A 25,452-nucleotide genomic window follows, 5' to 3' on the forward strand; every position below is an offset into this window, starting at 1 on the left:
AGTAAGATAGCAGAAAGGAAACGGCAAAGGAAATGATATGATGAAGGAAGACAGCAGAAAGCCGGATCTGTTTTTGAAACAGCTGATGGAGGCTGAGAAGGAACAAAGCGGAAAAGGCAGATTAAAAATATTTTTTGGTTACGCGGCAGGCATAGGAAAAACCTATGCCATGCTGTCGTCTGCCCACAAGGCGAAAGACGCAGGGATTGACGTGGTCGCAGGCTACATAGAACCGCATACCAGGCCGGAGACGATGGCTTTGACGCAGGGCCTGGAGATGCTTTCGGTAAAAGAGGTGGAATATCACGGCATACGTCTTCATGAATTTGACCTGGAGGCAGCACTGTTCAGAAAACCCGAACTGATCCTGGTGGATGAACTGGCGCATACAAATGCACAGGGCTGTATCCACGCCAAACGTTACCAGGATATAAAGGAGCTTTTGAAGGCGGGGATCAATGTTTATACTACGGTCAATGTACAGCACCTGGAGAGCCTGAATGACACGATTGCAGGGATTACGGGGGTGATTGTGCGGGAACGGATCCCCGACAGCGTATTTGACGAAGCGGATCAGGTGGAGATGGTGGATATTGAGCCGGAGGAACTGCTGGAGCGGCTGAAGGCCGGGAAGATCTATAAGGAAAAACAGGCGGACCGGGCGCTTTCCAACTTTTTTACAAAGGATAACCTGATCTCTCTGCGGGAAATTGCACTGCGGCGTATGGCTGACCGGGTGAATCTTGCCCAGGACAGTATGATCCATGCCAGCAACGAGACGGCGGAACATCTTATGGTATGCCTGTCCCCGTCGCCCTCCAACGGCAAGGTGATCCGGCAGGCCGCCCGGATGGCGAATGCATTTCACGGCAAACTGACTGCGTTATATGTAGAAACGCCGGATTCGGCCAATATGTCGAAGGCGGATCAGAAGGGGCTGAATGATAATACGCGGCTGGCGGAACAGCTTGGGGCAAAGATCGTAACATCCTACGGCAATGATATCGTAGAAGAAATTGCGGCATATGCGCAGGCGTCCCGTGTCTCCAAGGTTGTTCTGGGCAGAACTTATACGAAACGGAGGCTGTTGTTTATCCGGGACAGCGTATCCGAACAGCTTTCCAGGCTGGCACCGAACCTTGAAATCTTTCTGATCCCGGATGCATTTGATAAGAGGTACAGAGGCCGCGTAAAGAAGAGGCGGGAGGAGACATACAAGAAGGCCTGGCTTGATGCGATTATATGTATTGTCAGCCTGGGCGTGTCCACGGCAATTGCCCTGATCTTTACCAGGCTCGGCTTCAGCGACGCCAATCTGGTCATGGTATATATCCTGGGTGTGTTGACATCAGCCATGTTTACCAGCCATCAGATCTGGGGGATAATTACAAGTGTTTTCAGCGTGCTTGTGTTTAATTATTTTTTTACGGATCCGGTGCGGACGCTGTCTGTCAATGATCCGGGATACTTTATTACGTTTTTCGTGATGTTTGTCACTTCCCTGTGCAGCTCGGCGCTTACCAAGCAGGTGAAGAACTATGCCCGCCAGAATGCCAGGAAGGCCTACCGTACCGAACTGCTTTTGGAAACCAGCAGAAAGCTGCAGGATGCGGGTACCACCCAGGAGATTGCTTCAAGAACAATTCAGCAGCTGGGAATGCTTCTGGAGAAGAATATTTATTTCTATCTCGGGAAACCATCGGCGAATAACAGACCGATTGTATATAAGAAAGATCCGGATGCGCCGGATGTGCTGGGGGAGGAGGAATTGGGAGTTGCCCAGTGGACCTTCCGCAACAATAAGCATGCAGGCTTCTCCACCCAGACGCTTCCGGGTTCCCGCTTCCTTTTTGCCGCGGTCAGGAGCGGGGAGAGAGTCTTTGCGGTCGTCGGGATTGATATGGAGAAGAAGGCGATCCCGGCTTTTGAAGAAGGCGTTATGGGGGCTATTTTGAACGAGTGTGCGTTTGCGTTGGAGAAGGAGGCGCTCCTCGTACAACAGCAGGAGATTGACCTGAAGCTGCAGAAGGAACAGCTGCGTGCGAATCTTCTGCGCTCTATTTCCCACGATCTGCGTACGCCTCTTACCAGCATATCGGGCAATGCCGAGACCCTTTTGATCAATGAAGGCGAAGTGGAAAGAGAGCAGAGAAAGAAGATTTACAAAGATATCTATGATGATTCCATGTGGCTGATTAATCTGGTTGAGAATCTGCTTTCTGTCACCAGAATTGAAAATGGCACGATGGAACTGAATCTTCAGGGAGAGATCGTGGAGGATGTGATCGAAGAAGCACTGCATCACGTGAACCGGCGCGGAAAAGAACAGAAGATCCACGTGGAATGTGATGAGCTGCTGATGGCGAAGATGGATGTAAAACTGATGCTTCAGGTATTGATTAATCTGACGGACAATGCGGTAAAATATACGCCGGCAGGCTCCGAGATCTGGATTAAAGCGCTAAAACAGGGAAACAGGGCCGTGATCTCGGTAGCGGATAATGGACCGGGGATTCCGGCAGAGCACAAGCCCAAGCTGTTCCAGATGTTTTATACCGCAGGCCATGCGGTTACCGACGGCAGGCGGGGGATGGGCCTGGGGCTGACTCTGTGCAAATCCATTATCAATGCTCATGGAAGCGAGTTAAAAGTATATGACAATGTTCCGAAGGGAACCGTATTTTGTTTTGAATTGGAAGTGGAGGAAGTAACATTATGACAGTGAATGGCAAACCTTTTATTCTTGTTGTCGAGGATGATATGCCGGTCAGAAATCTGATCACCACAACGCTGGAATCCCAGGATTATAAATATGAGACTGCTGCTAACGGAAACCAGGCGGTCATGGCCGCGGCTTCCGGCAATCCGGATATCATACTGATGGACCTGGGGCTGCCGGATATGGATGGTATTGAGGTGATCCGAAAGATCCGGACGTGGTCTGTAGCGCCGGTGATCGTGATCAGCGCAAGAAGTGATGACAGGGATAAAGTGGAGGCTCTGGACGCCGGGGCGGATGATTATCTGACAAAACCGTTCAGTGTGGAGGAGCTGCTTGCAAGGCTGCGTTCCACGCTGCGCAGGGTGCAGTATCTCATGCGGACGAAGGATCAGAACTCCAGTGTGTTTAAAGATGGGGATCTTGTGATTGATTACGGCGCGGGAACGGTCTTTGTGGGAGAAAAAGAGATTCATCTTATGCCTTTGGAGTACAGCCTGCTCTGTCTGCTCGCGCAGAATGTTGGAAAAGTGCTGACATACCAGTTTATCCTGGATAAAGTCTGGGTGAATGCGATTGAAAGCGATATGTCCTCTCTCAGAGTATATATGGCGTCACTCCGCAAAAAAATTGAAAAAGACAAATCCAATCCGCAGTATATCCAAACCCATATAGGCGTAGGGTACCGGATGCTGCGGGTAGATGAGAAGACGGAGGTTAGCTGACAGGCGGGGCACAAAATTAGTAGACAGGGACAACATTTCTGAATATCATATTAAAAAAGGTGTTTTCATGAAATGGGTAAAGCAGACTGTTGGATATTGGTGCCCGGATATCATTACTAATAAATACCTGGGACAGGGTGTGCGCGCAGCGGTACTGGATACCGGAATCACGCTTCACCCTGATTTTGATAGAAGAATTATTGGTTTTCGCGATTTTGTTAATCATAAAGAGAAAATATATGATGATGGTAAGCACGGAACGCATGTTTCTGGAATTTTGGCCGGGAGCGGGAGACTGTCCTCGGGGGTATACGCCGGGATGGCGCCGCGGGCGGAGATTCTGGTAGGGAAGGTACTGGATCATACGGGGAACGGCTCGGTGGAAGATGTTCTTGAGGGAATTGACTGGCTGCTTATGATCCACAAAAGGGTGAAACTCCGCATTGTGAATATCTCTGTGGGAACACAGCCGGGAGTGGAGAGAGCACAGGAACAAAGGCTTGTGGATGCTGTGGAAGCGCTTTGGGATGCAGGGCTTGTGGTGGTCGTCTCAGCAGGAAATTACGGACCGGGCGCGGGGACAGTTGCTGTTCCGGGTACCAGCAGGAAAGTGATAACTGTAGGTGCAGTGGGGGAGAAAAGATCGATCATTGCGGGGCGCGGCGGCAGAGAATGGAATTATTCGGGGAACGGCCCCACGGATGCTTGCGTTATTAAGCCGGATCTGCTGGCGCCGGGGACGAATATCCTGAGCTGCAACGGAGATTATACCAACCGCTGGCAGAAGCCATATGTCACAAAAAGCGGCACGTCGATGGCAACGCCTGTGGTGTCGGGAGCGATCGCCTGCATGCTGTCAAAATTTCCGGATATGACCAATGTGGAGGTGAAGCTTAAGCTCCGTGAGTCTTGTGTCAGAAATGAGTGCGCGGCACAGGGCTGGGGGATGCTCAACGTAGGGAAACTGCTTACGATGTAATTTGCTGCAAAAACAGGTTGGAAAATCAAATAAAAAACAGATGAAAAATAAAGCAGGTGTCAAGAAAAAATACTTGACACCTGCTTTGCTTTTTAGTATGATAACAAAGGTGATGATTGTGAATGAGATTTTAGAACAGGCGTTGTTATATGATTTTTATGGTGAACTACTCACAGATCACCAAAAAGAGATTTACGGGCAGTTTGTGCTGGAAGATCTGTCATTAAGCGAGATAGCGCAGTCTGAAGGGATCAGCAGGCAGGGTGTCCACGACCTGGTCAGGCGCTGCCAGAAGATTCTGGAAGGGTACGAGAGCAAGCTGCATCTTGTTGAGAAGTTTCTTTCTGTAAAAAAGATGGTGCAGGAGATTAATGATGTGCTTGACTCTTACGAGAGTCGGGATGTGGAGCCGGAAGTAATGGCTGAGAGAATCCGGAGGATTTCGGATACTATTATAGAGGAGTTATAGAATGGCATTTGACAGTTTAACTGAAAAGCTTCAAAACGTATTTAAAAACCTCCGCAGTAAGGGACGGCTTACGGAAGACGATGTGAAGACGGCCCTGAAGGAAGTAAAGATGGCGCTACTGGAAGCAGACGTCAATTTTAAGGTAGTCAAGGGATTTGTCAAAGATGTACAGGAACGCGCGGTCGGGCAGGATGTGATGAACGGACTGAATCCGGGCCAGATGGTTATCAAGATCGTAAACGAAGAGATGGTCAAGCTGATGGGATCCGAGACGACGGAGATACAGCTGCAGCCGGGCAGTGCGATCACGGTGATTATGATGGCGGGCCTTCAGGGAGCCGGTAAGACGACGACGACGGCTAAGCTGGCGGGAAAGTACAAGTTAAAGGGCAAGAAACCGCTGCTTGTGGCATGTGATGTATACAGGCCGGCAGCAATCAAGCAGTTACAGATAAATGGAGAGAAGCAGGGCGTGGAAGTATTTTCCATGGGAGACAAGAACAAGCCTGCGGACATTGCAAAGGCCGCTTATGAACACGCGGTAAAGAATGGCAACAACATTGTGATACTGGATACCGCCGGACGTCTTCACATTGATGAGGATATGATGGGGGAGCTTCAGGAGATCAAGGAGGCAGTTACAGTGCATCAGACGATCCTGGTCGTGGATGCAATGACCGGACAGGATGCGGTGAATGTTGCCGGAAGTTTCCATGAAAAGATCGGAATTGACGGAGTCATTGTCACGAAGCTGGACGGTGACACCCGGGGCGGGGCGGCGCTGTCGATCAAAGCCGTAACCGGAAGGCCGATTTTATATGTAGGTATGGGAGAAAAACTTTCCGATCTGGAACAGTTTTATCCGGACCGAATGGCTTCCCGTATTCTGGGTATGGGGGATGTCCTGACCCTGATTGAAAAAGCAGGGGCGGAGATAGACGAAGAAAAAGCCAAAAAGATGACAGAGAAGATGAAGAAGGCCCAGTTTGATTTTGATGATTATCTGGAAAGCATGAGCCAGATGAAGAAGATGGGCGGTCTGTCAAGCGTCATGAGCATGATGCCGGGACTCGGCGGCATGAACTCGAAGCTGCCGGATTTGGATTCCGAGGAGAATGATAAGAAAATGGCTCGGATGGAGGCCATGATCCATTCCATGACACTGGAAGAACGCAGCAACCCGGATCTGTTAAATCCATCCAGAAAGCACCGGATAGCCAGAGGCGCCGGCGTGGATATATCAGAAGTGAACCGTATGGTGAAGCAGTTCAATGAGGCCAGGAAGATGATGAAGAAACTTCCGGGCATGATGGGCGGCAAAGGTGGTAAGAAAGGCAAGTTCAGGCTTCCTTTTTAACACATAAATTAACAAAAAAGAAAAAATAATAAGAAGAGGTGAAAAAAATGGCAGTAAAAATCAGATTAAAAAGAATGGGACAGAAGAAGGCTCCTTTCTATAGAATCGTAGTTGCAGATTCCAGATCTCCAAGAGACGGTAAGTTCATCGAGGAAATCGGAACATATGATCCGAACCTGGAGCCAAGCGGGATTAAGGTAGACGAGGAAGCAGCTAAGAAGTGGTTAAACAACGGAGCTCAGCCTACAGAAGTAGTAGGAAAAATCTTGAAAGCAGCAGGCATTGAGAAATAAGCTGTTCCGCGGAGGTGGCTTAGATGAAAGAATTAGTTGAAGTAATTGCGAAAGCATTAGTAGACGAACCGGACAGCGTTGTTGTGACTGAAAGACAGGACGGCAGGACTACTGTGTTAGAAGTTCGTGTCGCCGACGGCGATATGGGCAAGGTTATTGGAAAACAGGGCCGTATTGCAAAGGCAATCCGTTCTGTAGTGAAGGCAGCTGCTGCCAAGGAAGATAAAAGAGTTGTTGTTGATATTATACAATAGCAGAATTTAAGGGGACAGCCTTCATGCGCCAGCATAAAGAGACTGCCCCTTTCCTTTTATCCGTAGAATGGCAGGTGTCTGACTCGTTTTATGGAGACTGGACGAGATGCAGTCTTATGTGACGTTAAATTAAGAATACAGATACAGGAGAAGAATATGGAACAGTTCTTACAGGTAGGGGTGATTTCCTCTACTCATGGAATCCGCGGGGAAGTCAAGGTGTTCCCGACGACGGACGATGCGGCTAGATTTAAAAGTTTAAAACAGGTGATACTTAATACGGGAAAAGAACACATTCTCATGGAGATACAGGGCGTAAAGTTTTTTAAGCAGTTCGTCATTGTAAAGTTTAAGGGAATTGATGATATAAATGATGTAGAAAAATATAAAGGAAAAAGCCTGCTGGTGTCCCGGGAGGATGCGGTCAGCCTGGAGGAGGACGAGTACTATATCGCGGATCTGATCAGTATGAAGGTGTACACAGAGGACGGTGAGTTCGGCGTGCTGAAGGATGTGATCGAGACCGGAGCGAACGAAGTCTATGTGATAGAGTCACCGGAACATGGAGAGGTGCTGATCCCGGCGATTCACGACTGTATACTGGATGTGAATGTGGAGGAACAGACGATGAAGGTGCATCTGCTGGAGGGACTTATATCATGAATTTTCACATACTGACTTTATTTCCGGAAATGGTAATGGACGGGTTGAATACAAGCATTATAGGGCGGGCTGTGAGTAATGGCCTGCTGTCAATTGAAGCCGTAAATATCCGGGATTATGCATTTAATAAACACCAGAGCGTGGATGATTATCCTTACGGTGGAGGGGCCGGCATGCTGATGCAGGCGGAGCCGGTGTATCAGGCGTACCAATCGATCGCCGGGAGGCTGGAGAAACAGCCCAGGGTGGTGTATCTTTCACCGCAGGGAAAGACTTTTACTCAAAAGATGGCGGAGGAACTGGCGCAGGAAAGTGAACTGGTGCTTCTTTGCGGGCATTACGAGGGGATCGACGAGAGGGTGCTGGAAGAGATTGTGACGGATTATGTCTCCATTGGGGATTATGTGCTTACAGGGGGAGAACTTCCCGCTATGGTCATGGTGGATGCGATATCACGGCTGGTTCCGGGTGTTCTGCACAATGACGTGTCGGCGGAATTTGAATCCTTTCAGGATAACCTGCTGGAATATCCGCAGTATTCCAGGCCGGAGGAATGGCATGGAAAAAAAGTGCCGGAGGTGCTGCTTTCCGGGCATCATGCAAATATTGAAAAGTGGCGGCGGGAACAGGCTGTATTGAGAACCAGGGAACGGCGGCCGGATCTGCTGGAGAAGAGGGGCGGGGTGTAAAGAGCCATTTCCTTTAATAGTATGGAAGAACAAAGTATGCAAGCCCCTCAAGAGTGAGGGGCTTGCATACTTTGGCAATGCCGCAGTGCGCCTTATGGCTATATATCTTATTGCGGCATCCCCCGGAGGGGGTTATATAATAGGAAAGTGCACTGCACATTCCTATTATATAAAAAGAGATCGCCATAAATGACGATCTCTCGGTTACAAAATTACTAGGATTTCTCCTACGTTTACAACATCATACTAGCATAAAGCAGTAGATATGTCAAACTATTTTGTAATCTATATTAGCATATGTACTAGGTTTTAAGCTATACCACAAGTTTTCATTTTCTTACTGATTTCATTCAAAATGGCTGGCTTCACATCACCAATCTTTTGGTAATGTACTCTGGATAAGCTTACCTGTGTAATACGTGTCACATTAGCCCACCTGTCCATCAAAGGATATCCGTATACTTTGTCCACTTTTACATTATAGTCCATACTTTTAGGCTCTTGAGAGGAAAGCGGTATAACAACCAGGGAATCCTTGAGGTTTTTTAATATAATGGCAGGATGTCTGCCGCCAAATTCACTGCCGATGTTATATCCAAAATCTACCCATACAACAGCTTTACGTATTAAAACCAAAGAACGGGAAATTAGTTCTATAGCATCATTTGGAATATCGCTTTTTTTGACGGAAATAACGTATTTACCGGTGTCTTTATTGTATTGATAATACTTGGTTACGACAGCTTGCTTTTCAGGGAGGAGCCACTGAAAAGAAGATGGTTTGATGGTATTAGGCAAGGCAGAGGGAGGGATTTGAAAAGACTTTTCATTCATAATTAAATTAGTTTTTAGGGATGTCCATTTATAGTATTCATTTGCTAATTTAATCTGTTCTGGTTCGGTGTGATTTGTATGAGTAAAATGTTTCCGCAATGTGTAAACGGCTTCATCAAAAGAGTGGCTTGCATCTTCCAGTGTTGCTGTATGCTTCATAGATTTCTCCTTTTGGAATTATGATTTTATTTTAGCAGATTTTCTGGCATAGTACAACAGGAGAAAGAATCAAACTAACAAACTAAAAGTGATGAATTGGAGGAAGGGTTTCTTAAATAAGGTCTAGGCGAGTATTCTGTTAGTGCACCTTCAGGACAAACTGCGGGCAAACATTTTGCAGGTTATTTAAAGAGGGATATCTGTGCGCATTTCGTGATGCTTCCACAGATATCCCATTCCTTAATATTGGCAGAGTTTTACTGAATCTGAGTTTAATAGGTAAACAACTGGGTCCAGTAGTTAGTTCCGGAGGCGTTCTGATAGAGCCCTACCCCTATTGTGGTGTAATTCTTATTGAGAATATTGGCTCTGTGTCCGTCACTGTTCATCCAGCCGTTCATAACCTGCTCAGGAGTTTTCTGTCCCCAGGCAATGTTCTCGCCGGAACCTCGGTAGGTGACGCCCTGCTGTGTTAATGCAGTGCTGAAGGAACTGCCGTCCGGGCGTGTGTGTGAAAATGAGGTCTCGATTTCTTTCGCACGGACCTGAGCGGCTGCCTGTACAGACACGTCTGCTTTGACAGGGGAAAGACCGGCTTTGGCGCGTTCCTGGTTTACCAGAGTTACGACCTGCTGGATGAATGCGTTATCGCTCTCGTCAACATCCGGCTGCTCGGGAGTTTCCGGTTGATTATTGTCCGGAAGCTCTGGGGTACCAGGCTGGTTTCCGTCCGGGAGATCCGGATTCTCTGGCTGGTTGTTGTCCGGAAGTTCCGGGTTTTCCGGCTGGTTGTCATCCGGGAGATCCGGGTTTTCCGGCTGGTTGTTATCCGGGAGATCCGGATTCTCCGGCTGTCCCGGAATGATGCAGTCAAGCCAGTCCGGGATGGTGCAGTCATAGCCGAGTGCTTCAAGTTTTTGTTTGAGTTCCTCTGTGCTGCTCAGAGGGCCTGCAATATAGATCCCTTTGGATTGAAGCACCTGTCTGGTTTCTTCAATAGATACCGCCTGTACTGTGAGGGGCGAGAATCCTGCTGTTCCTATGGCTGCTGCAGTGAGCAGAGCCGGTAATATCTTATGTTTCATGAATATGTACCTCCTAAAATGTTGTTTAATTGTTACAAAAATATTACGGAATGATCGTATCATGAAAAAAAGAAGAAATATACAGGTAACATCTGGAATGACGGCAGTTTCTATGGTAAACTATATTTAATTTGCTGCCGCAAGAAGGTATAATTGGGCAAAAGCCCCCAGATAGGCTGAGCAGCGATAACAGTTCAGGCTTGCCTGAACTGTTACGAGTAACGTGGAAAAGAGACGAAAAAAGGCTTGAAACTTATAGGAAAGTATGGTAAAATACAACAGTTGTGAAATGAAAAGCGATGGTCCTCTGATGCAATAACAGACTTGCTGGTATCGGATATTTTATTGCAGAGCATCTGCACGGAATCGTGTGTGCTGTGTGACAGGAATACTGATAGGAACATGTAAGCAGGCATTAAGAACGTCTAAATATTAAGGAGGTCACACAATGAACGATATTATTAAGAGTATTGAAGCAGAGCAGTTAAAAGAGAATGTACCGGAGTTTAATGTAGGTGATACCGTTAAAGTATATGCCAAGATTAAAGAGGGTAACCGTGAAAGAATCCAGGTTTTTGAGGGAACAGTCCTGAAGAAACAGGGGGGAAGCACAAGAGCTACTTTCACAGTAAGAAAGAATTCCAACGGAATCGGCGTTGAAAAGACTTGGCCGTTACACTCACCAAACGTTGAAAAAGTAGAAGTTGTACGTAAAGGTAAAGTAAGAAGAGCGAAACTGAACTACTTGAGAGACCGCGTTGGTAAGAGAGCAAAGGTAAAAGAATTAGTAAAATAGTAACTATGAGAGGGACAAGTACAACATGTATATTGTCCCTTTTATATATCATGAAGATATTCAGTGAATTTTACTGCAGACAGTTTCGGGTTGCTGTTTACAGGCTCGCCTTTGAACAGTACCAGTTTTGGCAGTTTATAGGGGAAGAATATGCGGGATTTAAACTTTCGGAAAAAGCGCCGGGGACGGGCGAATCAGAAGCGCAGGCGGAAAAAGAAACAAGAGCTGAAGTTTGACACCGGCAGGCCGGAACTCCGATTCCGGAGAGAAAAGACCCAGGCACAGAAGCAGAACAGGGGAGAGATTGCGAACTGGATCGTACAGATTATCATTGTCTGCGCCATAGCTTTTATGCTCGTCTGGTTTTTTGGACAGAGGGTCAGCAATGCAGGGGACTCCATGAAGCCTGTTTTGAAGAATGGAGATGTTGTTCTGGTAAACAGGCTTGTTTATAATGCAAGCAAACCAAAACGCGGCGATATTGTTGCGTTTAAGCCAAACGGAAACGAAAATACTCATTATTCTATTAAAAGGATTGTCGGACTTCCGGGGGAAACCGTGCAGATTAAAGACGGAAAAGTCTTTATTAATGAGGAAGAAGTGACACAGCATATTTTTGCGGAGGATATAGAGGAGGCAGGAATCGCCGATGAGCCGCTGCAGTTGGGCGGGGATGAATATTTTGTGATGGGCGATAACCATGCCGGCAGCGATGACAGCCGGATGGCAGACATCGGTAATGTAAAACGAAGCGAAATCTTTGGGAAGGTCTGGTTCGTGGCCAGTCCGGGCCCGGATTTTGGCTTTGTCAGGAGATAGAGGAGGAGTACAGATGCATTTTCAGTGGTACCCGGGTCATATGACCAAGGCAAAACGCATGATGCAGGAAAATATAAAGCTGATAGACCTTGTCATAGAGCTGGTGGACGCCAGAATTCCGGTGAGCAGCAGAAATCCCGAGATCGATGATCTGGGAAAGAACAAGGCCAGGCTGATACTGCTGAACAAATCGGATTTAGCAGAGGACAAGTGGAATGATGCGTGGGCAGAATATTTTAAGGAAAAAGGATATTCCGTAGTAAAGGTGAATTCCAAAAAAGGCGGAGGGATTAAGTCCATACAGGGCGTAATCCAGGAGGCCTGCAAAGAGAAGATAGAAAGAGACAGGAAACGGGGAATACTGAACCGTCCCGTCCGGGCAATGGTAGTGGGGATTCCGAATGTTGGAAAATCTACGTTTATTAATGCACTTGCAGGGAAGGCCTGTACAAAGACCGGCAATAAACCCGGCGTAACAAAGGGAAAGCAGTGGATCAGGCTCAATAAAAATGTGGAGCTTCTGGATACTCCGGGAATACTCTGGCCCAAATTTGAGGATCAGACCGTGGGGCTTCGGCTGGCATTTATCGGATCTATAAAGGATGAGATACTGAATACAGAGGAACTGGCTATGGAGTTAATTGGATTTTTGAAGCAGTCCTATCCCGGAATTCTGGAGGAAAAATATCAGATAGAGGAATCGGAAGATCATTTTGCCTGCCTTAGAAATATCGCGGAGAGCAGGCACTGTCTGGTAAAGGGAAGCGAGCTGGACACGGAAAAAGCCGCCCGTCTTATGATGGACGATTTCCGCAATGGCAGGCTGGGAAAAATAACACTTGAATTTCCTCAGGATTATGCATAATATAGAAAGAGACGCCAGAAAGAAGGTTAAGATATGGACCAGGAAAGAAGCATCATAAGAGAACTGCTTGGCTGGATCGTGTATATATTGATTATTGTTGGGCTGACCTATGTGATTATTACATTTGTTGGTCAGCGCACACGTGTCAGCGGCTCTTCTATGGAGACGACACTGTCGGACGGAGATAATCTGATTGTGGATAAGATCTCATTCCGTTTTCGAGAACCAAAGAGATATGAAATCATCGTATTCCCTTATCAGTATGAGGAGGATACATACTATATAAAACGGATCATCGGACTGCCGGGAGAGACTGTGCAGGTGATGGGAGGCCGTGTGTATGTTGACGGGGAAGAACTTGATGAACACTATGGAAATGAAGAGATGCAGGATCCGGGGATTGCGGAGAATCCGATCACTTTGGGAGAAGATGAGTATTTTGTACTGGGAGATAACCGGAACCACAGCGCGGACAGCCGTGACGCCAGTGTAGGAGTCCTGCATAGAAAAGACCTGCTGGGAAGGGCCTGGATTCGCATATGGCCATTAGACAGGTTCGGGGTGATCAAACATGAGTAACAGTATCCGCAGTATTAAATTAGAGTTTGAACAGGCAGAGCCCCGTGAATTATCGGTACTATACGAAAAATATGAGGGGGATTCCCGCAGCGGGGTACAGAATCTGATTGCCAGGTATAAAAAACAGGAAGCAAAGCTGAAGGAAGAACGATTCCGTCTGGAGCAGATGAGATGCTATGAAAAGAAGTATCAGGAACATACATTTATCTGCGGCATTGACGAGGTGGGCAGAGGACCTCTGGCAGGCCCGGTAGTAGCGGGAGCAGTGATCCTTCCCAAAGATTGTGAAATCTTATATATCAACGATTCTAAAAAGCTCTCAGCGAAAAAGAGAGAAGAGCTTTACGACGAGATTCTGGATAAAGCGGTAGCCACAGGGATCGGGATGGCCAGCCCCGCAACCATTGATAAAATCAATATACTCCAGGCTACATACGAAGCCATGCGCATAGCGGTGCAGGAGCTGAAAACGGCTCCCACGCTTCTTTTGAATGATGCGGTTACCATACCGGGAATCACGCTTCCCCAGGTACCGATCATCAAGGGGGATGCCAAAAGCGTTTCAATCGCCGCGGCAAGTATCATCGCCAAAGTGACCAGAGACCGGCTGATGGCAGAATATGACAAGATCCTGCCCGGTTACGGGTTCGCAGAGAATAAGGGATATGGCTCTGCTGCTCATATCGAGGCTTTGAAAAAATTGGGACCGACACCGATTCATCGGGTATCTTTTATAAAAAACTTTGTTTCAGAATAAGATTTGTGGTGTTTTCTGGGTACAGGATGAAATGCCATACCGCAAATACAGACGGTATGGCAGGTGTTGGCAATAGAGTGTGGAATCGTTACTATGCACGGCCCATAGGCCGTGAAAAGTAACGTGAAATTGCAGTAGTAACAGAATATGAAATATGCAGAAAAGCAGAATAACCGGAGAACCGGCACGGACTATGAAAAGGCGGTCGGATACTATCTGGAGCAGCAGGGATATGTAGTTCTGGAATATAATTACCGCTGCCGCATCGGAGAGATCGATCTGATCGCAAGAGACGGGGAATATCTCGTGTTCTGTGAGGTGAAATACCGTCGGGATTCAGGGAAGGGCAGCCCACTGGAGGCGGTAGGCCCAAAGAAGCAGAGGGTGATTTACCGCTGTGCCTCACATTATCTGATGGTGCATGGCCTTACGGAGATACCGTGCAGGTTTGATGTGATCGGGATTGAAAGAGGTAGGATTACACATATCCGGAATGCTTTTTGCGGATGACAGAAAGGGAGTATATGAGCTTAGGACTGCAGTATAAAGATCAGAAAAAGATTTTTCAAGAGATAGAGACGGATACTCCATATTTGGAATATCCGTTGTTTCAAAATACGGGGATCGTGCATCATGGATTTTCAACCAGACTGGGGGGCGTCAGTGAGGGGTGCTATTCTTCGCTGAATTTGAGCTTTACCAGAGGGGATAAAGAAGAATCTGTGAGGGAAAACTTCAGGAGGATTGGGGAAGCTATGGGGATAAAATGTGAAAACATGGTATTCACCCAGCAGACTCATACCGCAAATGTCCGCGTGGTTACGGAAGCAGACCGCGGAATGGGGATAACCCGGGAGAGAAGTTATACGGATGTGGATGGGCTTGTGACAAACGTTCCCGGTATATGTCTGGTTACGTTTTTTGCGGACTGCGTGCCGCTGTACTTTGTGGACCCGGTGAGAAAGGCGGTGGGCTTAAGCCACTCAGGGTGGAGAGGAACTGTATCCAAGATTGGCAAAGTGACGGTAGAACTGATGGAGGAACAGTATGGCTCCAACCCTTCGGATATCCTGGCGGCGGTAGGGCCGTCGATTTGCCAGGAATGTTATGAAGTAAGCGAAGATGTGATTGAACAGTTTAAACTGCATTATAAAGAGGAATTCTGGGGAGAGTTATTTTACAGGAAAGAAAACGGCAGATATCAGCTGAATCTCTGGAGGGCAAATGAGCTGGTCTTTCTTGAGGCGGGGATAAAACAGGAACATATTGCGGTGACAAATCTGTGTACACACTGCAACAGTGAAATCTTATATTCCCACAGAACGGCAGGAGATAAGCGGGGAAACCTGTGTGCTTTTCTGGCCCTGAGGGAAAAGACAGAATAAGGAGGCTTAAATATGATATTAGCAGCATCTGATTTGAAATCGGCGGAGGAAGTGGCGGCAGAGGTGACAGGGGAAGTGAACCGTGTGGCCGAGTATTTTCAGGAACATCTTCCGGCGCTGATCGGATTTGGGATAAGAGTCGTTCTGGCATTTGTATTCTTTCTGGCAGGGCGTGTGGTAATTCGATGGATCCAAAGGATTGTGAAGCATTCGCTGCAGCGCACCAGCGCCGACCAGGGCGTCATCCAGTTTGTAGATTCTCTGTTAAAATTCAGTTTATATGCGCTGCTGATTTTTACGATTGCTACAAAGCTGGGCGTGGAATCGTCTTCTGTAGCGGCACTGATTGCTTCTGCCGGTGTCGCAATCGGCCTGGCGCTGCAGGGCAGTTTATCCAACTTTGCGGGAGGCGTGCTGATCCTTTTGCTGAAGCCCTTTGTGGTAGGAGATTATATAATAGAGGACACAGGGAAAAACGAGGGAACCGTAAAGGAGATTCAGATATTTTATACAAAGCTGTCTACCGTTGATAATAAGACGATTGTGATTCCAAACGGTACGCTTGCGAACAGCAGCCTGACAAATGTTACCGCCAGGCCGGAGCGTCAGCTGGACCTGAAAGTGGGGATCGCCTATCATGCCGATCTGAAAAAGGCGAAAGCGCTGCTGGAGGAGCTGCTGACAAAGGATGACGCGATTATGCAGGATGAGGATATCAAGGTGTTTGTGGATTCTCTGGCGGACAGCGCGGTGATTCTGGGCCTGCGTGCGTGGGTAAAAACAGATGAGTTCTGGCCCACAAAATGGCGGCTGCTGGAGGAGATTAAGCTGACTTTTGACAGAGAAGGAATTGAGATACCATATAATCAGCTGACGGTGCATATGTACGGGGAAGAAAAGTAGAGGAGCTGGACTAAATGCTGGCAGTTTTTTTATCACCTGTTTATATTTTGCTGAATGTTTATATGCTCAGATGGCTGCTGCGGTGGATGAAGGCCTGCAGCAGCCATTTTGGCAGAAAAAGCGTGCGGGCTGCTATGATCGCAGTATATATCATTTTGTCGACGGCAGTACTGACCGGATTTCTGTTTCCGCTGGGGGAGCTGGGACGTCTGCTGAAGCTGACCGGAAATTACTGGCTGGGGGTAATGCTTTACTCCTTGCCTGTGATTGGCGCGGCGGATGCGATCCGGCTGATCCTGCGGCGGTTCGGGCGGTTATCCGGGTCTGAGGAGGCCGGCAGAAAGCGACTTGCTGTGACCGGCGCTGTTTGTATTACAGCGGCGGCTGTTCTGTGTATAACGGGAGCGGTAAATGCCAGGATTGTGCGGGCTACGGATTATGATATTACGGTGAATAAAGATGCGGGAAGGCTGAAAGAGCTCAGGATTGTGCTGGCAGCGGATTTGCATATGGGGTACAATGTGGGCTGCAGCCAGATTGAGAAGATGGTGGAGAGGATTAATGAGCAGAGACCCGATATCGTAGTGCTTGCAGGGGATATTTTTGATAATGAGTATGAGGCGCTGGACGATCCTGAACGCCTAATATCTATCTTAAAAGGGATTCGGAGCCGGTACGGAACCTATGCATGTTATGGAAACCATGATATAGAGGAGAAGATTCTGGCTGGCTTTACATTTGGAGGAAAGAGGGATAAGAAGGAAAGTGATGTCCGTATGGATGCCTTTTTGGAAAAGGCGGGGATCACACTTCTGCAGGATGAGGGCCTGCTGGTGGATGACAGCTTTTATCTGTACGGGCGGCCGGATCTGCACCGGCCCGGCAGGGGGATTAAAGAGCGGAAGACTCCGGAAGAAATCACGGCGGACATGGACAAGCGCCTGCCGATTATCGTGATCGACCATGAACCGGCTGAACTGGATGCGCTTGCCGGCGCGGGAGTGGATATGGATCTGTGCGGACATACGCATAATGGGCAGACATTTCCTGGTAATCTGGCAATCGGCCTGATGTGGGAAAATCCTTATGGTTATCTGCAGAAAGGGCAGATGCATAATATAGTGACCTCGGGAGTCGGCGTGTTCGGGCCTTATATGAGAGTAGGGACTAAGGCGGAGATTTGTACGGTGAGAGTTGAGTTTAACAGATGGGCGGGCATGGATTAGCATATTTAATAAAAGTAGACAGGTTATTCTTTAAGTGATTTTTTAAACTTGGTTTAAAAGCTATTTAGAGAATAACCTGTCTTTTTTCTTTTATTTAGTTGTTGTTATTATGTGGTCAAGCTTTCTTACCTTTCACGAGTGAAACAATAGCAAGTATGGCACAGATTAAGCACCATCCTGCCCAGATCTTAAGGTCAGCGTAGCTGCCAGCCAAAGCAAACCCGCATATAGCACCAATACCGAATATGACGATTAGAGCGATATTTCCACCTTTACTCCCTTTCCTAGTGACAATGGAAATGATACCACCTGCCAGCAGCATGATAGCTACAATTAATCCGGCTGATCCGCTTACTTCTCCGGTTGCGTCCAGTGTATTAGCAACACCGGCTGCACAAGACTGAAATGTTACGAATACAAACATGATGATTGACAAAATTCCAGATACGAGTTTCCATGTTTTCATTTTTAGTTCCTCTCTTTCCTCTTCCAGTGATAAACTTTAGGTAACATTTTTATGTTAAGCAGTTAAGCATAACATCGGTTAAGTGAATTACAATAAGTCAAACATCTTGTTATAAATGAAACATATGTATAAATATATTATAAACCAACTGATATTATTTGCAATACGAAATTAAACGAAAATTGTAAATAATGATAATCTATGTGATTAAAGATTAATGTTGATAGTTCAACCATTTTAATGTATTCTGTTAAATAGAAAGTTTAATTCAAGCTAATAGGGTTCGTTAGAGAAATGGTTACCGGTTAATGATGGGATAATAGTAAATGAATATCTTTGAATGATGATACTAAATAATACAGGGAGAACAAACATGGCTATTTCAAATATGAAAGCAACGTTCCAATGTGAGATCCAGAAAGTATGGAATATCGTAACTTCACTTGATAATTATTCATGGAGAAGTGATCTGGACAGGATAGAAGTGATCGACGAAAACAGATTTATTGAATATACAAAAGAGGGATATGCCACAACCTTTACAATTACAAATACAGAGCCTTGCCGGCGATGGGAGTTTGATATGGATAATGACAACATGAGCGGGCACTGGATTGGCATTTTTACGTACGCGAACGGAATAACCACCATCGATTTCACAGAAAATGTCACGGCCAAAAAACTCATGATGAAGCCTTTTGTCAAGTCGTACCTGAAAAAACAGCAGTCTGCTTATGCTGCGGATCTTGAAAAGGCAGTCTCCACTCTCTAACACAATTAACAAAAGCAATATGCTATTATAATTATAGAACAGTTCAAGGAATTGTTCGAGGTATTTCTCATTAACATGTCTCCTTTGATACGGCGCCGATTTTTATGATCCTAGGGGGCTTTTAGTCATGACCTTTCAAATATGCCGCGATGTAATCCGCCAAACAAGTATCCTGAAACAGGGTGCTTTTTTTGTGGATAAAATCCAGCATCAATTTAATAAACGAGAAATTACCAGATATTTTATATCCTGTACATTGCAGAATGAGAGGTGAAAAATGAGAGTTATACAAAATTATTTACAAACACAAACATCCTACAGAACTGTCAGCGATTCGATGTATGACAAGATAGGCGAATGGCTTACCTGGTATCAGAATGCCGGCGGACCTGTGGTTTCGGAAGGGGCTGCAGAGAGTATGCTGAAATACCGCAGGCTGGGGCTGGCAAAAAAAGTCTGTGAGGACTGGGCAGATCTGCTGATGAATGAAGGGATCTCTGTAACGGCAGGGAGTTTTGACAGCCGGCTGAATCAGATTTTGGAAGAAAATCACTTTACAGTCAGAGCAAAACGCATGTTAGAAACGTCCTTCGCACTTGGTACAGGAGCATTTACAGAGTATCGGGATCCGGATGGAAACATACGGCTTGATTGCATTCGGGGCGATATGATCTGCCCGATTACCTGGAATGGAGGAGAAATTACAGAATGTGCATTTGGTTCAGTCAGGACTGTAAATGGGAATGATTACATTTATCTTCAGATTCACAGGAAGGGGATGCCGGGAAGCGGAGAAAACAGCAGTCTTTACTACATAGAGAATAAATACCTGGATGTAGTGACCGGGGAAACAGCCGAACTTCCGACAGGTATGCAGGAAGTCGTTCCGACAGGGTGCAATATGCCGATGTTTCAAATTATTACTCCAAATATAGTAAACACCCAGGAGCCTGACAGCCCGATGGGAAGTTCTGTTTATGCGGATGCAATTGACCTGATTGAAGGCTGTGACCTGATCTATGACAGTTACATGAATGAGTATATTTTGGGTAGGAAAAGGCTTCTCGTTCCCTATTCTGCCGCCAGGATGATGCAGACACAAAACGAAGGGGGCGCAATGCCTGTATTTGACCCTAATGCCGCAGTTTATTTTACCATGCCGGGAGAGCAGGAACGAGACCTGAAGCTGACAGAGCAGGATATGAACATCCGTATTACCGAGCACGAGCAGGGGCTTCAGAAATGTCTGGAACTTTTATCGCTGAAGTGCGGCATGGGGGCCGGATGGTACAGATTAAAGGACGGCAGGGTAAAAGCGGACAGGGGGAGTATAGCGGATAAAACAGATTTATACCGTAATCTGCAGAAACATAGGATTCCCATAAAAATGGCCGTTAGGGCAATGGTCAAGTGTCTGCACTTTTTAGAAAATGCCACGGATGAGATTGAGGTTCAGGTTTACTTTGATGATTCAGTATTAGAGGATCCCGATACAGTCGTTGACAGAAATATCAGGCTGGTACAGGCGGGATTAAGGTCAAAGCAGACCGCGATTCGTGAGATCATGAAGTGCTCGAAGGAAGAGGCAGAGCAGGAACTGGCTTTGATTGCTGCGAATCCACAAAAGGAGGTACTTATATGAAGTACACGAGTAAGGAAGGAGGAGCGGTAATATGCCATATGTGACAGAGCAATATTATCATGAAGTTTTTCATGGTGAGCCGGTCGAGCATGCGGAATTCCAGGCCCTCTGCGAACGGGCAGGGGAGATCGTCGAAGAGATAACCATGTACCGTCTGACTTCAGAGGCAATGCTGGTTATGCCGGATCATATACAGCAGCTTGTAAAGAAGGCAGTCTGCGCCCAGATTGAGTATCTGGATGCCAATGGCGGACCTGAACTGGATCATGGATTTGAACTGCAGAGCGCACGGCTTGGGAAATTCAAATATAGCAGCGGCCGGGAGAAGGACAGCAGAAGCCAGCCGGCGGTTTATGCACCCCGCGCGATGCGCATTTTAGCAGCCACAGGGCTGCTATACCGGGGAGGTGGCAGTCATGCGTCCGATTCCTAAGAGACTGCTCATCCATACAGCTTTATATGCCAGGGAAGATAGCGCCGGACGCTGGGCGGAGGCAGCGATTTCCAACCAGCAGGATCTGCAATTCGTGCGCATAGAACCGTCAGAGGAGATGGTGCGCGATAAGAATAATGCGGAAATCCAGTCGGCCGCCACTTTATTTTATGATTGTAAAAACAGTCTCCCAAAAGATATAAAATTTGCCGTTGATGATGTAATCTTTTTCAATGGACAGAAACTTAAGATCCGGTCTGTAGAGGCGATGTACGATGAAAAGCGCCTGCACCATTATGAAATAGAACTGATGAAACATGCCTGAACTTCCGGGTATGAATGAGAAGGAGGCAAAAAAATGGCACCGCAAACAGAGTTTTTGGATGTATTGCTGAATACAGTAGAGGCAAACTGCAGCCTGGGTACAGAGATATCCTTAAAGGAGCTGGGAGCAAATGAAGGCATATATGTGGAATTGGGGCAGGGATCCACGGATACGGTTTACTATAATAAACAGATGATCAAAGTCATCCCGGCAATGTTCATGAGCAGGCATAAGAGCCAGAAACAGTGTATGGACTGGCTCTGCAGTATATGCGATTATCTGCAGCGGCTGAAAATATATCCCCATGGTGAAACATTCGCCTGGCTGGATACAGCTGTTGTTGAGGAACCTAGTAAAACAGGCAGGGACGAAGACGGAACATACCGTTATTCCTGCCTTTTAAATTGTAAAATTTATTTTTGAAAGGAAAAGATTATGATGGAAAAATATGACATGCAGTTATTTGCAGAACCGGGACTTCCGGTAAACACAGTTACACCAGAGATTAACTATGAGACAGAAGCATTTATCAACACAACGCCGGATGCTGAGACTGCAAAATGGGAGTCTCTGGCAGCCCTGACAAAGAATATGACGCAGACCCTGAACGAAGTACTCTATCAGACCAGCTATTACAAAGATAAGGGCTGGGGCAGCACAGAAGTAACGGGAGCACAGCTGACCCTGACCCTGACCGGCGATGTAAAACCGGGAGATCCTGCGTGCGACTATATTCTCAGCGACGCAGTAATGTATGAGCTGGGAAGCGCCAGAAAGACACACCTGAAACTACAGAAGGGTTCCGATGTGATTATCTGGCCTGTAACACTGGCTAACATTACACCGGGCTATGGGGACTCCAATCAGCCGAACGCGCTGACTGTCACCATCCATGGAAATGGAAAACCGGTGATTGGAAAAACGGAGGCTTAGGAAGGCGTAAAGCCTTCCTTTTTTTGGAGGAAGAAGATATGGCATATCAGGCAAAAAGAAACCAGCATTATATAGAACAGTTGGAGCTTGTCGACGAGGCAGGCAGCATTGTTCATACACTGAATGTGGATTTGGATCCGGATGAAGTGGCGGAAAATCTGAGTAAAAAGTATGTAGAGCTGCTGCGTATTAGAGCCGAAGCACAGGGAATTGATATCACCAGCCCTGAATCCCTGACAGAAGCTTACACAAAATTAGGCGACGCGGTAATGGCGATGATTGAGTCCGTATTCGGAGCCGGGAATACAAAAATAATTTACGAATTTTACGGCAGTCGTTATAACCAGATTCTAACAGAAGTGATGCCGTTTATTACCGAGATTGTTGTACCCAAGGTAAGAGAGCTGGCCCGGGAGAACCGGAAGAACGCACTGGAGAAATACAGCCGGAAGAAAAAGCGGTTCTCAAAAAAGAAGGTGGGCTGATGGGATTTCTGACTGATATTCCCGCTACCCGGATACCTACCGATAAGGCCGCTGTCTTTGTGATCCCTGCTTTTGATGTTGTGCTGGAGGTACAGCAGCTCTTTCGTGAAGAAAAACTGACAGAGTGGGAGAAACTGGATACTGCTCTTAAGATGCTTGTGAAAAATGAGTGGAACCTGAAACTGTTTTCTGCTAACGAAAAAGCAGAGCTTCTGAACGAAATTTATAATCGCTGCATCAGCATGAAGAGACGCCCTGAAATCAGGAAGAATCCGGTTCCGATTCTGGATTTTGAGGAGGACGGGGAGTATATTTACGCCTCCTTTATGCAGGATTACGGGTTGGATTTGATCGACATGCAGGGACAACTATCGTGGCGTAAATTCATTGCTCTGTTTGATGGCCTGTCGGATGATACAAAAATAAAAAGGGTAATGAAGATCCGGAGTATGGAGATGCCGCCGTTCAATGGAAAGAACCAGAAGCAAATCCAGGAACTCTCGGAGCTGAAATCTTATTATGCTCTGCCAGTGCGCGGAAACGGAGGGCAGAGGGGGCTGGATGCACTCTTCGCCGCACTGGAGGGTATGGCAAAACAATAAAAGGAGGTGAGAAATATGGCAGTAGATGAAAACGCGCAGATCGTGCCATGGAAACCATCGAATCAGATTGCTGAATACAAACTTCCGAATCAGATTGTGGAATATAAACCCCCGGATATAGTAATTGATGTAGAGGATGACATTATTGATGTAGACTACATAGAAATGGCCGAGGCTGACAAGAAAACCGAGGAAAAAAAGAAAGATCCTAAGACTATCCTGAAAGAAAATACAGGAAAAATGATAAAAAGTTCTCTTGATGATGCCGCAGGCAGTATTTCTCCTATTTTTAAAAGCATAGCCGGTCTCAGTGAGGGGATGACCGGTACAGCAAAGTTAGCATTCGACATGGGATCCGCTTTTTTGGATGTAGGTGCAGTTGTTTTAGGCTCAGCAGACGATATGCGCGGCGCGATGAATGGATTTATGATCCAAACCGGTAAGAGCAGCGAGGAAATGGACCGGTATCAGGGTGTCCTGGAAGATATATATGCCAATAATTATGGACAGAGCTTTGATGAGATTGCAAATGCGATGGCACAGGTTACAACAAACATGGGAGATATGGATGATGTAAGCCTGCAGAGTATCACAGAATCGGCATTTACGTTGAAAGATGTATCGAACGGGGCACTGGAGATTAAGGATACCACAAAGGCAGCCAAAGTAATGATGGATCAGTTCGGAACATCGGGCGAAGAGGCGATGAATCTGCTTGCTGCCGGATATGAGGGAAATCTGAATTCTTCCGGAAAACTGCTGGAAAGTATATCCAAGTATTCGGAAAGTTTTTCAGGCATTGGACTGGATGCGGATGACATGTTCAACATATTCCAGAAAGGTGCAGACTCGGGGGCCTGGAGTGTGGAGAGCATTAGTCAAGCCATGGGGGAATTTTCAAGCCGTGTACTGGAGGGCTCAGAGGAGACCAGGAAGAGCTTTGAGACAATCGGGCTGAACGCCGACGAGATGACGGAAAAATTTGCAGCCGGAGGAGAAAGCGCAAAGGAAGCCTTTGAAGAAACCATGGAAGCCCTGGCCGGGATGGAAGACCCGATGGAACAGAATGCTGCGGGAATGGAGTTATTCGGCAGCATGTGGGAAGAACTGGGGCCGGAAGCGGTGGCACAGCTGACGGAAATACAGGATGGTGTTTATGGTACGGCCGATGCGATGGGGCAGATGAAGGAAATGAATTCCGACGATCTGGGATCCATGTTCGGAGAATTGCAGCGGAGTGTTGAACTGCTGATGATACCTCTGGGGGAGGCGCTGCTTCCGTTGATGATGGAGTTGGTTGAATCTGTTCTGCCGTTGGTGCAGGAGGTGCTGATGCCAATTATCAAGTTGTTCGGAGACTTCTTGTCACCAATAATGGAATTAATTAGTGATGCACTGACACCGTTAATAGACATATTTATTGCGCTGATAGAAATTGCGCTTGCTCCATTAATGCACAATTTGGAAGAAAAGTTTTTACCGCTGTTTCAGATTGTATTTGCTATAGTCATAGCGGTTGTAGAAGAGGGAGCCGGGAAAATTGTCACAGCAATACAAAATATTAGTGAGTTTGTTAAGAATGTGTTTGCAGGAGACTGGCAGGCGGCATGGGAGAATATTAAAAACATTTTTTCTTCGTTATTTGGAGACAGTGTTTTTTCTTTGGCAGAGCATATTAAAAATATTTTCAGTGGTCTGATCGATTTTGTGAAAAATGTATTTACTGGAAACTGGCAGGGAGCCTGGGAAAATGTAAAGAATATTTTTTGGGATATTGTTGGTGGATTAGGAGATATTTTCAAGACTCCGCTAAATCATATCATTGATATATGGAATAACCTGGCGGGCAGACTCGGAAGCATTAAAATACCGTTTTCAGGCGGCAAGACATTCAGTCTTCCAACACTGTCAAGACTGCGTGTGGGTATGGATTATGTCCCATCGGATGATTTTCCGGCATTATTACACAGGGGAGAGGCAGTGCTGACCGCAGAAGAAAACAAAAAGCTGCATCAGCTAGGCGGCCTGGCAGGGATAGAAAAAATGCTGGCTGCAACGGAGTTAAATGTAAGCGGAATGCCGGCCATGGAGGCAGCATTGCATGCCGTGGATGTAAACATTTCCAGTAAAGCGGGGCCTCCGGTCAGAATAGAGGTTCCGGTGAACATAGAAGGCCGGGAAGCTGCCAGGGCAATAGCCTGGTGGATGGGCGAACAGCTAAGTTGGGAGGAGATGTAA

At 46.7% G+C, this 25,452-nt stretch carries 30 protein-coding genes; 27 read left to right on the forward strand and 3 right to left on the reverse strand.

Annotated elements, in window-relative coordinates:
* Nucleotides 1-40: 40 nt before the first annotated feature.
* The 9 genes from BN1938_RS05105 (at nucleotide 41) to trmD (ending at nucleotide 8,148) form a co-directional block, all read left to right on the forward strand.
* Nucleotides 41-2,719, forward strand: a complete 2,679-nt coding sequence (locus tag BN1938_RS05105; protein ID WP_050639572.1) for a sensor histidine kinase — start codon at nucleotides 41-43, stop codon at nucleotides 2,717-2,719.
* Nucleotides 2,716-3,444 (forward strand): response regulator, encoded by a 729-nt coding sequence (locus BN1938_RS05110; RefSeq protein WP_025656898.1) that lies wholly within the window; start codon nucleotides 2,716-2,718, stop codon nucleotides 3,442-3,444. Before BN1938_RS05105 ends, BN1938_RS05110 begins: the two co-directional genes overlap by 4 nt.
* A 67-nt stretch (nucleotides 3,445-3,511) precedes the next feature.
* Entirely contained in the window at nucleotides 3,512-4,423 is a 912-nt protein-coding gene (locus BN1938_RS05115; protein ID WP_050640008.1) for a S8 family peptidase, read from the forward strand.
* 118 nt (nucleotides 4,424-4,541) lie between these two features.
* A complete protein-coding gene (ylxM, locus tag BN1938_RS05120; protein WP_330377547.1) occupies nucleotides 4,542-4,892 on the forward strand; it encodes a YlxM family DNA-binding protein in 351 nt (116 codons plus the stop codon).
* Nucleotide 4,893: 1 nt separating this feature from the next.
* Nucleotides 4,894-6,249: a signal recognition particle protein gene (gene ffh, locus BN1938_RS05125; RefSeq protein WP_050639573.1), complete on the forward strand. Its 1,356-nt coding sequence runs from the start codon at nucleotides 4,894-4,896 to the stop codon at nucleotides 6,247-6,249.
* Between the two features lie 47 nt (nucleotides 6,250-6,296).
* Nucleotides 6,297-6,542 (forward strand): 30S ribosomal protein S16, encoded by a 246-nt coding sequence (rpsP, locus tag BN1938_RS05130; protein ID WP_009003357.1) that lies wholly within the window; start codon nucleotides 6,297-6,299, stop codon nucleotides 6,540-6,542.
* A gap of 23 nt (nucleotides 6,543-6,565) precedes the next feature.
* Nucleotides 6,566-6,796, forward strand: a complete 231-nt coding sequence (locus tag BN1938_RS05135; protein ID WP_025656902.1) for a KH domain-containing protein — start codon at nucleotides 6,566-6,568, stop codon at nucleotides 6,794-6,796.
* 156 nt (nucleotides 6,797-6,952) lie between these two features.
* On the forward strand, nucleotides 6,953-7,459 hold the full coding sequence (gene rimM / locus BN1938_RS05140; RefSeq protein ID WP_050639574.1) for a ribosome maturation factor RimM: 507 nt from the start codon (nucleotides 6,953-6,955) through the stop codon (nucleotides 7,457-7,459).
* On the forward strand, nucleotides 7,456-8,148 hold the full coding sequence (trmD, locus tag BN1938_RS05145) for a tRNA (guanosine(37)-N1)-methyltransferase TrmD (protein WP_050639575.1): 693 nt from the start codon (nucleotides 7,456-7,458) through the stop codon (nucleotides 8,146-8,148). Before rimM ends, trmD begins: the two co-directional genes overlap by 4 nt.
* A 309-nt stretch (nucleotides 8,149-8,457) precedes the next feature.
* Here the strand turns inward: trmD and BN1938_RS05150 are convergent, their stop codons facing one another.
* Nucleotides 8,458-9,141 (reverse strand): type II toxin-antitoxin system PemK/MazF family toxin, encoded by a 684-nt coding sequence (locus BN1938_RS05150; RefSeq protein WP_050639576.1) that lies wholly within the window; start codon nucleotides 9,139-9,141, stop codon nucleotides 8,458-8,460.
* Nucleotides 9,142-9,413: 272 nt separating this feature from the next.
* Nucleotides 9,414-10,226 carry a CAP domain-containing protein gene (locus tag BN1938_RS05155; RefSeq protein WP_050639577.1) on the reverse strand — a complete coding sequence of 271 codons (813 nt, stop codon included), beginning with the start codon at nucleotides 10,224-10,226 and terminating at the stop codon, nucleotides 9,414-9,416.
* A gap of 448 nt (nucleotides 10,227-10,674) precedes the next feature.
* On the opposite strand from BN1938_RS05155, the gene rplS reads away from it, so the two are divergent.
* The 9 genes from rplS (at nucleotide 10,675) to BN1938_RS05200 (ending at nucleotide 17,556) form a co-directional block, all read left to right on the forward strand.
* Nucleotides 10,675-11,022 carry a 50S ribosomal protein L19 gene (rplS, locus tag BN1938_RS05160; protein WP_025656905.1) on the forward strand — a complete coding sequence of 116 codons (348 nt, stop codon included), beginning with the start codon at nucleotides 10,675-10,677 and terminating at the stop codon, nucleotides 11,020-11,022.
* A gap of 150 nt (nucleotides 11,023-11,172) precedes the next feature.
* Nucleotides 11,173-11,841 carry a signal peptidase I gene (gene lepB / locus BN1938_RS05165; protein WP_050639578.1) on the forward strand — a complete coding sequence of 223 codons (669 nt, stop codon included), beginning with the start codon at nucleotides 11,173-11,175 and terminating at the stop codon, nucleotides 11,839-11,841.
* Between the two features lie 13 nt (nucleotides 11,842-11,854).
* On the forward strand, nucleotides 11,855-12,706 hold the full coding sequence (gene ylqF, locus BN1938_RS05170) for a ribosome biogenesis GTPase YlqF (RefSeq protein WP_050639579.1): 852 nt from the start codon (nucleotides 11,855-11,857) through the stop codon (nucleotides 12,704-12,706).
* Nucleotides 12,707-12,739: 33 nt separating this feature from the next.
* A complete protein-coding gene (lepB, locus tag BN1938_RS05175; protein ID WP_050639580.1) occupies nucleotides 12,740-13,285 on the forward strand; it encodes a signal peptidase I in 546 nt (181 codons plus the stop codon).
* Nucleotides 13,278-14,042 carry a ribonuclease HII gene (locus BN1938_RS05180; RefSeq protein WP_050639581.1) on the forward strand — a complete coding sequence of 255 codons (765 nt, stop codon included), beginning with the start codon at nucleotides 13,278-13,280 and terminating at the stop codon, nucleotides 14,040-14,042. Before lepB (BN1938_RS05175) ends, BN1938_RS05180 begins: the two co-directional genes overlap by 8 nt.
* A gap of 147 nt (nucleotides 14,043-14,189) precedes the next feature.
* A complete protein-coding gene (locus BN1938_RS05185; RefSeq protein ID WP_050639582.1) occupies nucleotides 14,190-14,552 on the forward strand; it encodes a YraN family protein in 363 nt (120 codons plus the stop codon).
* A 14-nt stretch (nucleotides 14,553-14,566) separates the two neighbouring features.
* Nucleotides 14,567-15,427: a peptidoglycan editing factor PgeF gene (gene pgeF / locus BN1938_RS05190; RefSeq protein ID WP_050640009.1), complete on the forward strand. Its 861-nt coding sequence runs from the start codon at nucleotides 14,567-14,569 to the stop codon at nucleotides 15,425-15,427.
* 12 nt (nucleotides 15,428-15,439) lie between these two features.
* Nucleotides 15,440-16,330: a mechanosensitive ion channel family protein gene (locus BN1938_RS05195; RefSeq protein ID WP_050639583.1), complete on the forward strand. Its 891-nt coding sequence runs from the start codon at nucleotides 15,440-15,442 to the stop codon at nucleotides 16,328-16,330.
* A 14-nt stretch (nucleotides 16,331-16,344) separates the two neighbouring features.
* Nucleotides 16,345-17,556: a metallophosphoesterase gene (locus tag BN1938_RS05200; RefSeq protein ID WP_050639584.1), complete on the forward strand. Its 1,212-nt coding sequence runs from the start codon at nucleotides 16,345-16,347 to the stop codon at nucleotides 17,554-17,556.
* Nucleotides 17,557-17,671: 115 nt separating this feature from the next.
* Here BN1938_RS05200 and BN1938_RS05205 read toward each other — a convergent pair whose 3' ends face one another.
* A complete protein-coding gene (locus BN1938_RS05205; RefSeq protein ID WP_050639585.1) occupies nucleotides 17,672-18,022 on the reverse strand; it encodes a hypothetical protein in 351 nt (116 codons plus the stop codon).
* 373 nt (nucleotides 18,023-18,395) lie between these two features.
* Between BN1938_RS05205 and BN1938_RS05210 the strand changes: the two genes are divergently transcribed.
* The 9 genes from BN1938_RS05210 to BN1938_RS05250 all read left to right on the forward strand — a co-directional run bounded on the left by BN1938_RS05210 (nucleotide 18,396) and on the right by BN1938_RS05250 (nucleotide 25,452).
* The gene (locus BN1938_RS05210) at nucleotides 18,396-18,794 is read left to right on the forward strand and encodes an SRPBCC family protein (protein ID WP_050639586.1); all 399 of its coding nucleotides are present in this window, start codon (nucleotides 18,396-18,398) and stop codon (nucleotides 18,792-18,794) included.
* A 277-nt stretch (nucleotides 18,795-19,071) separates the two neighbouring features.
* Nucleotides 19,072-20,436, forward strand: a complete 1,365-nt coding sequence (locus BN1938_RS05215) for a phage portal protein (RefSeq protein ID WP_050639587.1) — start codon at nucleotides 19,072-19,074, stop codon at nucleotides 20,434-20,436.
* A gap of 31 nt (nucleotides 20,437-20,467) precedes the next feature.
* Nucleotides 20,468-20,869, forward strand: a complete 402-nt coding sequence (locus BN1938_RS05220; protein ID WP_050639588.1) for a head-tail connector protein — start codon at nucleotides 20,468-20,470, stop codon at nucleotides 20,867-20,869.
* On the forward strand, nucleotides 20,853-21,194 hold the full coding sequence (locus tag BN1938_RS05225; protein ID WP_050639589.1) for a putative minor capsid protein: 342 nt from the start codon (nucleotides 20,853-20,855) through the stop codon (nucleotides 21,192-21,194). The genes BN1938_RS05220 and BN1938_RS05225 overlap by 17 nt, the downstream gene beginning before the upstream one ends.
* 33 nt (nucleotides 21,195-21,227) lie before the next feature.
* On the forward strand, nucleotides 21,228-21,617 hold the full coding sequence (locus BN1938_RS05230) for a hypothetical protein (protein ID WP_050639590.1): 390 nt from the start codon (nucleotides 21,228-21,230) through the stop codon (nucleotides 21,615-21,617).
* Nucleotides 21,618-21,629: 12 nt separating this feature from the next.
* Complete coding sequence (locus BN1938_RS05235; protein WP_050639591.1) at nucleotides 21,630-22,127, forward strand: phage tail tube protein; 498 nt, start codon at nucleotides 21,630-21,632, stop codon at nucleotides 22,125-22,127.
* 38 nt (nucleotides 22,128-22,165) lie between these two features.
* Nucleotides 22,166-22,612, forward strand: a complete 447-nt coding sequence (locus tag BN1938_RS05240; RefSeq protein WP_050639592.1) for a hypothetical protein — start codon at nucleotides 22,166-22,168, stop codon at nucleotides 22,610-22,612.
* Nucleotides 22,612-23,214, forward strand: coding sequence for a Gp15 family bacteriophage protein (locus tag BN1938_RS05245; RefSeq protein ID WP_050639593.1), 603 nt, complete (start codon nucleotides 22,612-22,614; stop codon nucleotides 23,212-23,214). Before BN1938_RS05240 ends, BN1938_RS05245 begins: the two co-directional genes overlap by 1 nt.
* Before the next feature lie 15 nt (nucleotides 23,215-23,229).
* Complete coding sequence (locus tag BN1938_RS05250) at nucleotides 23,230-25,452, forward strand: phage tail tape measure protein (RefSeq protein WP_050639594.1); 2,223 nt, start codon at nucleotides 23,230-23,232, stop codon at nucleotides 25,450-25,452.

It is taken from the genome of Eubacterium sp. SB2 (assembly GCF_001244405.1).
Taxonomy (GTDB): Bacteria; Bacillota; Clostridia; order Lachnospirales; family Lachnospiraceae; genus Faecalicatena; species Faecalicatena contortus_B.

Bases quoted from the DNA above. Each gene is read 5' to 3' on its own strand.
- BN1938_RS05105 (WP_050639572.1), top strand. From the start codon at position 41: ATGAAGGAAGACAGCAGAAAGCCGGATCTGTTTTTGAAACAGCTGATG.
- BN1938_RS05110 (WP_025656898.1), top strand. From the start codon at position 2,716: ATGACAGTGAATGGCAAACCTTTTATTCTTGTTGTCGAGGATGATATG.
- BN1938_RS05115 (WP_050640008.1), top strand. From the start codon at position 3,512: ATGAAATGGGTAAAGCAGACTGTTGGATATTGGTGCCCGGATATCATT.
- ffh (WP_050639573.1), top strand. From the start codon at position 4,894: ATGGCATTTGACAGTTTAACTGAAAAGCTTCAAAACGTATTTAAAAAC.
- rpsP (WP_009003357.1), top strand. From the start codon at position 6,297: ATGGCAGTAAAAATCAGATTAAAAAGAATGGGACAGAAGAAGGCTCCT.
- BN1938_RS05135 (WP_025656902.1), top strand. From the start codon at position 6,566: ATGAAAGAATTAGTTGAAGTAATTGCGAAAGCATTAGTAGACGAACCG.
- rimM (WP_050639574.1), top strand. From the start codon at position 6,953: ATGGAACAGTTCTTACAGGTAGGGGTGATTTCCTCTACTCATGGAATC.
- trmD (WP_050639575.1), top strand. From the start codon at position 7,456: ATGAATTTTCACATACTGACTTTATTTCCGGAAATGGTAATGGACGGG.
- BN1938_RS05150 (WP_050639576.1), bottom strand. From the start codon at position 9,141: ATGAAGCATACAGCAACACTGGAAGATGCAAGCCACTCTTTTGATGAA.
- BN1938_RS05155 (WP_050639577.1), bottom strand. From the start codon at position 10,226: ATGAAACATAAGATATTACCGGCTCTGCTCACTGCAGCAGCCATAGGA.
- rplS (WP_025656905.1), top strand. From the start codon at position 10,675: ATGAACGATATTATTAAGAGTATTGAAGCAGAGCAGTTAAAAGAGAAT.
- lepB (WP_050639578.1), top strand. From the start codon at position 11,173: ATGCGGGATTTAAACTTTCGGAAAAAGCGCCGGGGACGGGCGAATCAG.
- ylqF (WP_050639579.1), top strand. From the start codon at position 11,855: ATGCATTTTCAGTGGTACCCGGGTCATATGACCAAGGCAAAACGCATG.
- lepB (WP_050639580.1), top strand. From the start codon at position 12,740: ATGGACCAGGAAAGAAGCATCATAAGAGAACTGCTTGGCTGGATCGTG.
- BN1938_RS05180 (WP_050639581.1), top strand. From the start codon at position 13,278: ATGAGTAACAGTATCCGCAGTATTAAATTAGAGTTTGAACAGGCAGAG.
- BN1938_RS05185 (WP_050639582.1), top strand. From the start codon at position 14,190: ATGAAATATGCAGAAAAGCAGAATAACCGGAGAACCGGCACGGACTAT.
- pgeF (WP_050640009.1), top strand. From the start codon at position 14,567: ATGAGCTTAGGACTGCAGTATAAAGATCAGAAAAAGATTTTTCAAGAG.
- BN1938_RS05195 (WP_050639583.1), top strand. From the start codon at position 15,440: ATGATATTAGCAGCATCTGATTTGAAATCGGCGGAGGAAGTGGCGGCA.
- BN1938_RS05200 (WP_050639584.1), top strand. From the start codon at position 16,345: ATGCTGGCAGTTTTTTTATCACCTGTTTATATTTTGCTGAATGTTTAT.
- BN1938_RS05205 (WP_050639585.1), bottom strand. From the start codon at position 18,022: ATGAAAACATGGAAACTCGTATCTGGAATTTTGTCAATCATCATGTTT.
- BN1938_RS05210 (WP_050639586.1), top strand. From the start codon at position 18,396: ATGGCTATTTCAAATATGAAAGCAACGTTCCAATGTGAGATCCAGAAA.
- BN1938_RS05215 (WP_050639587.1), top strand. From the start codon at position 19,072: ATGAGAGTTATACAAAATTATTTACAAACACAAACATCCTACAGAACT.
- BN1938_RS05220 (WP_050639588.1), top strand. From the start codon at position 20,468: ATGCCATATGTGACAGAGCAATATTATCATGAAGTTTTTCATGGTGAG.
- BN1938_RS05225 (WP_050639589.1), top strand. From the start codon at position 20,853: ATGCGTCCGATTCCTAAGAGACTGCTCATCCATACAGCTTTATATGCC.
- BN1938_RS05230 (WP_050639590.1), top strand. From the start codon at position 21,228: ATGGCACCGCAAACAGAGTTTTTGGATGTATTGCTGAATACAGTAGAG.
- BN1938_RS05235 (WP_050639591.1), top strand. From the start codon at position 21,630: ATGATGGAAAAATATGACATGCAGTTATTTGCAGAACCGGGACTTCCG.
- BN1938_RS05240 (WP_050639592.1), top strand. From the start codon at position 22,166: ATGGCATATCAGGCAAAAAGAAACCAGCATTATATAGAACAGTTGGAG.
- BN1938_RS05245 (WP_050639593.1), top strand. From the start codon at position 22,612: ATGGGATTTCTGACTGATATTCCCGCTACCCGGATACCTACCGATAAG.
- BN1938_RS05250 (WP_050639594.1), top strand. From the start codon at position 23,230: ATGGCAGTAGATGAAAACGCGCAGATCGTGCCATGGAAACCATCGAAT.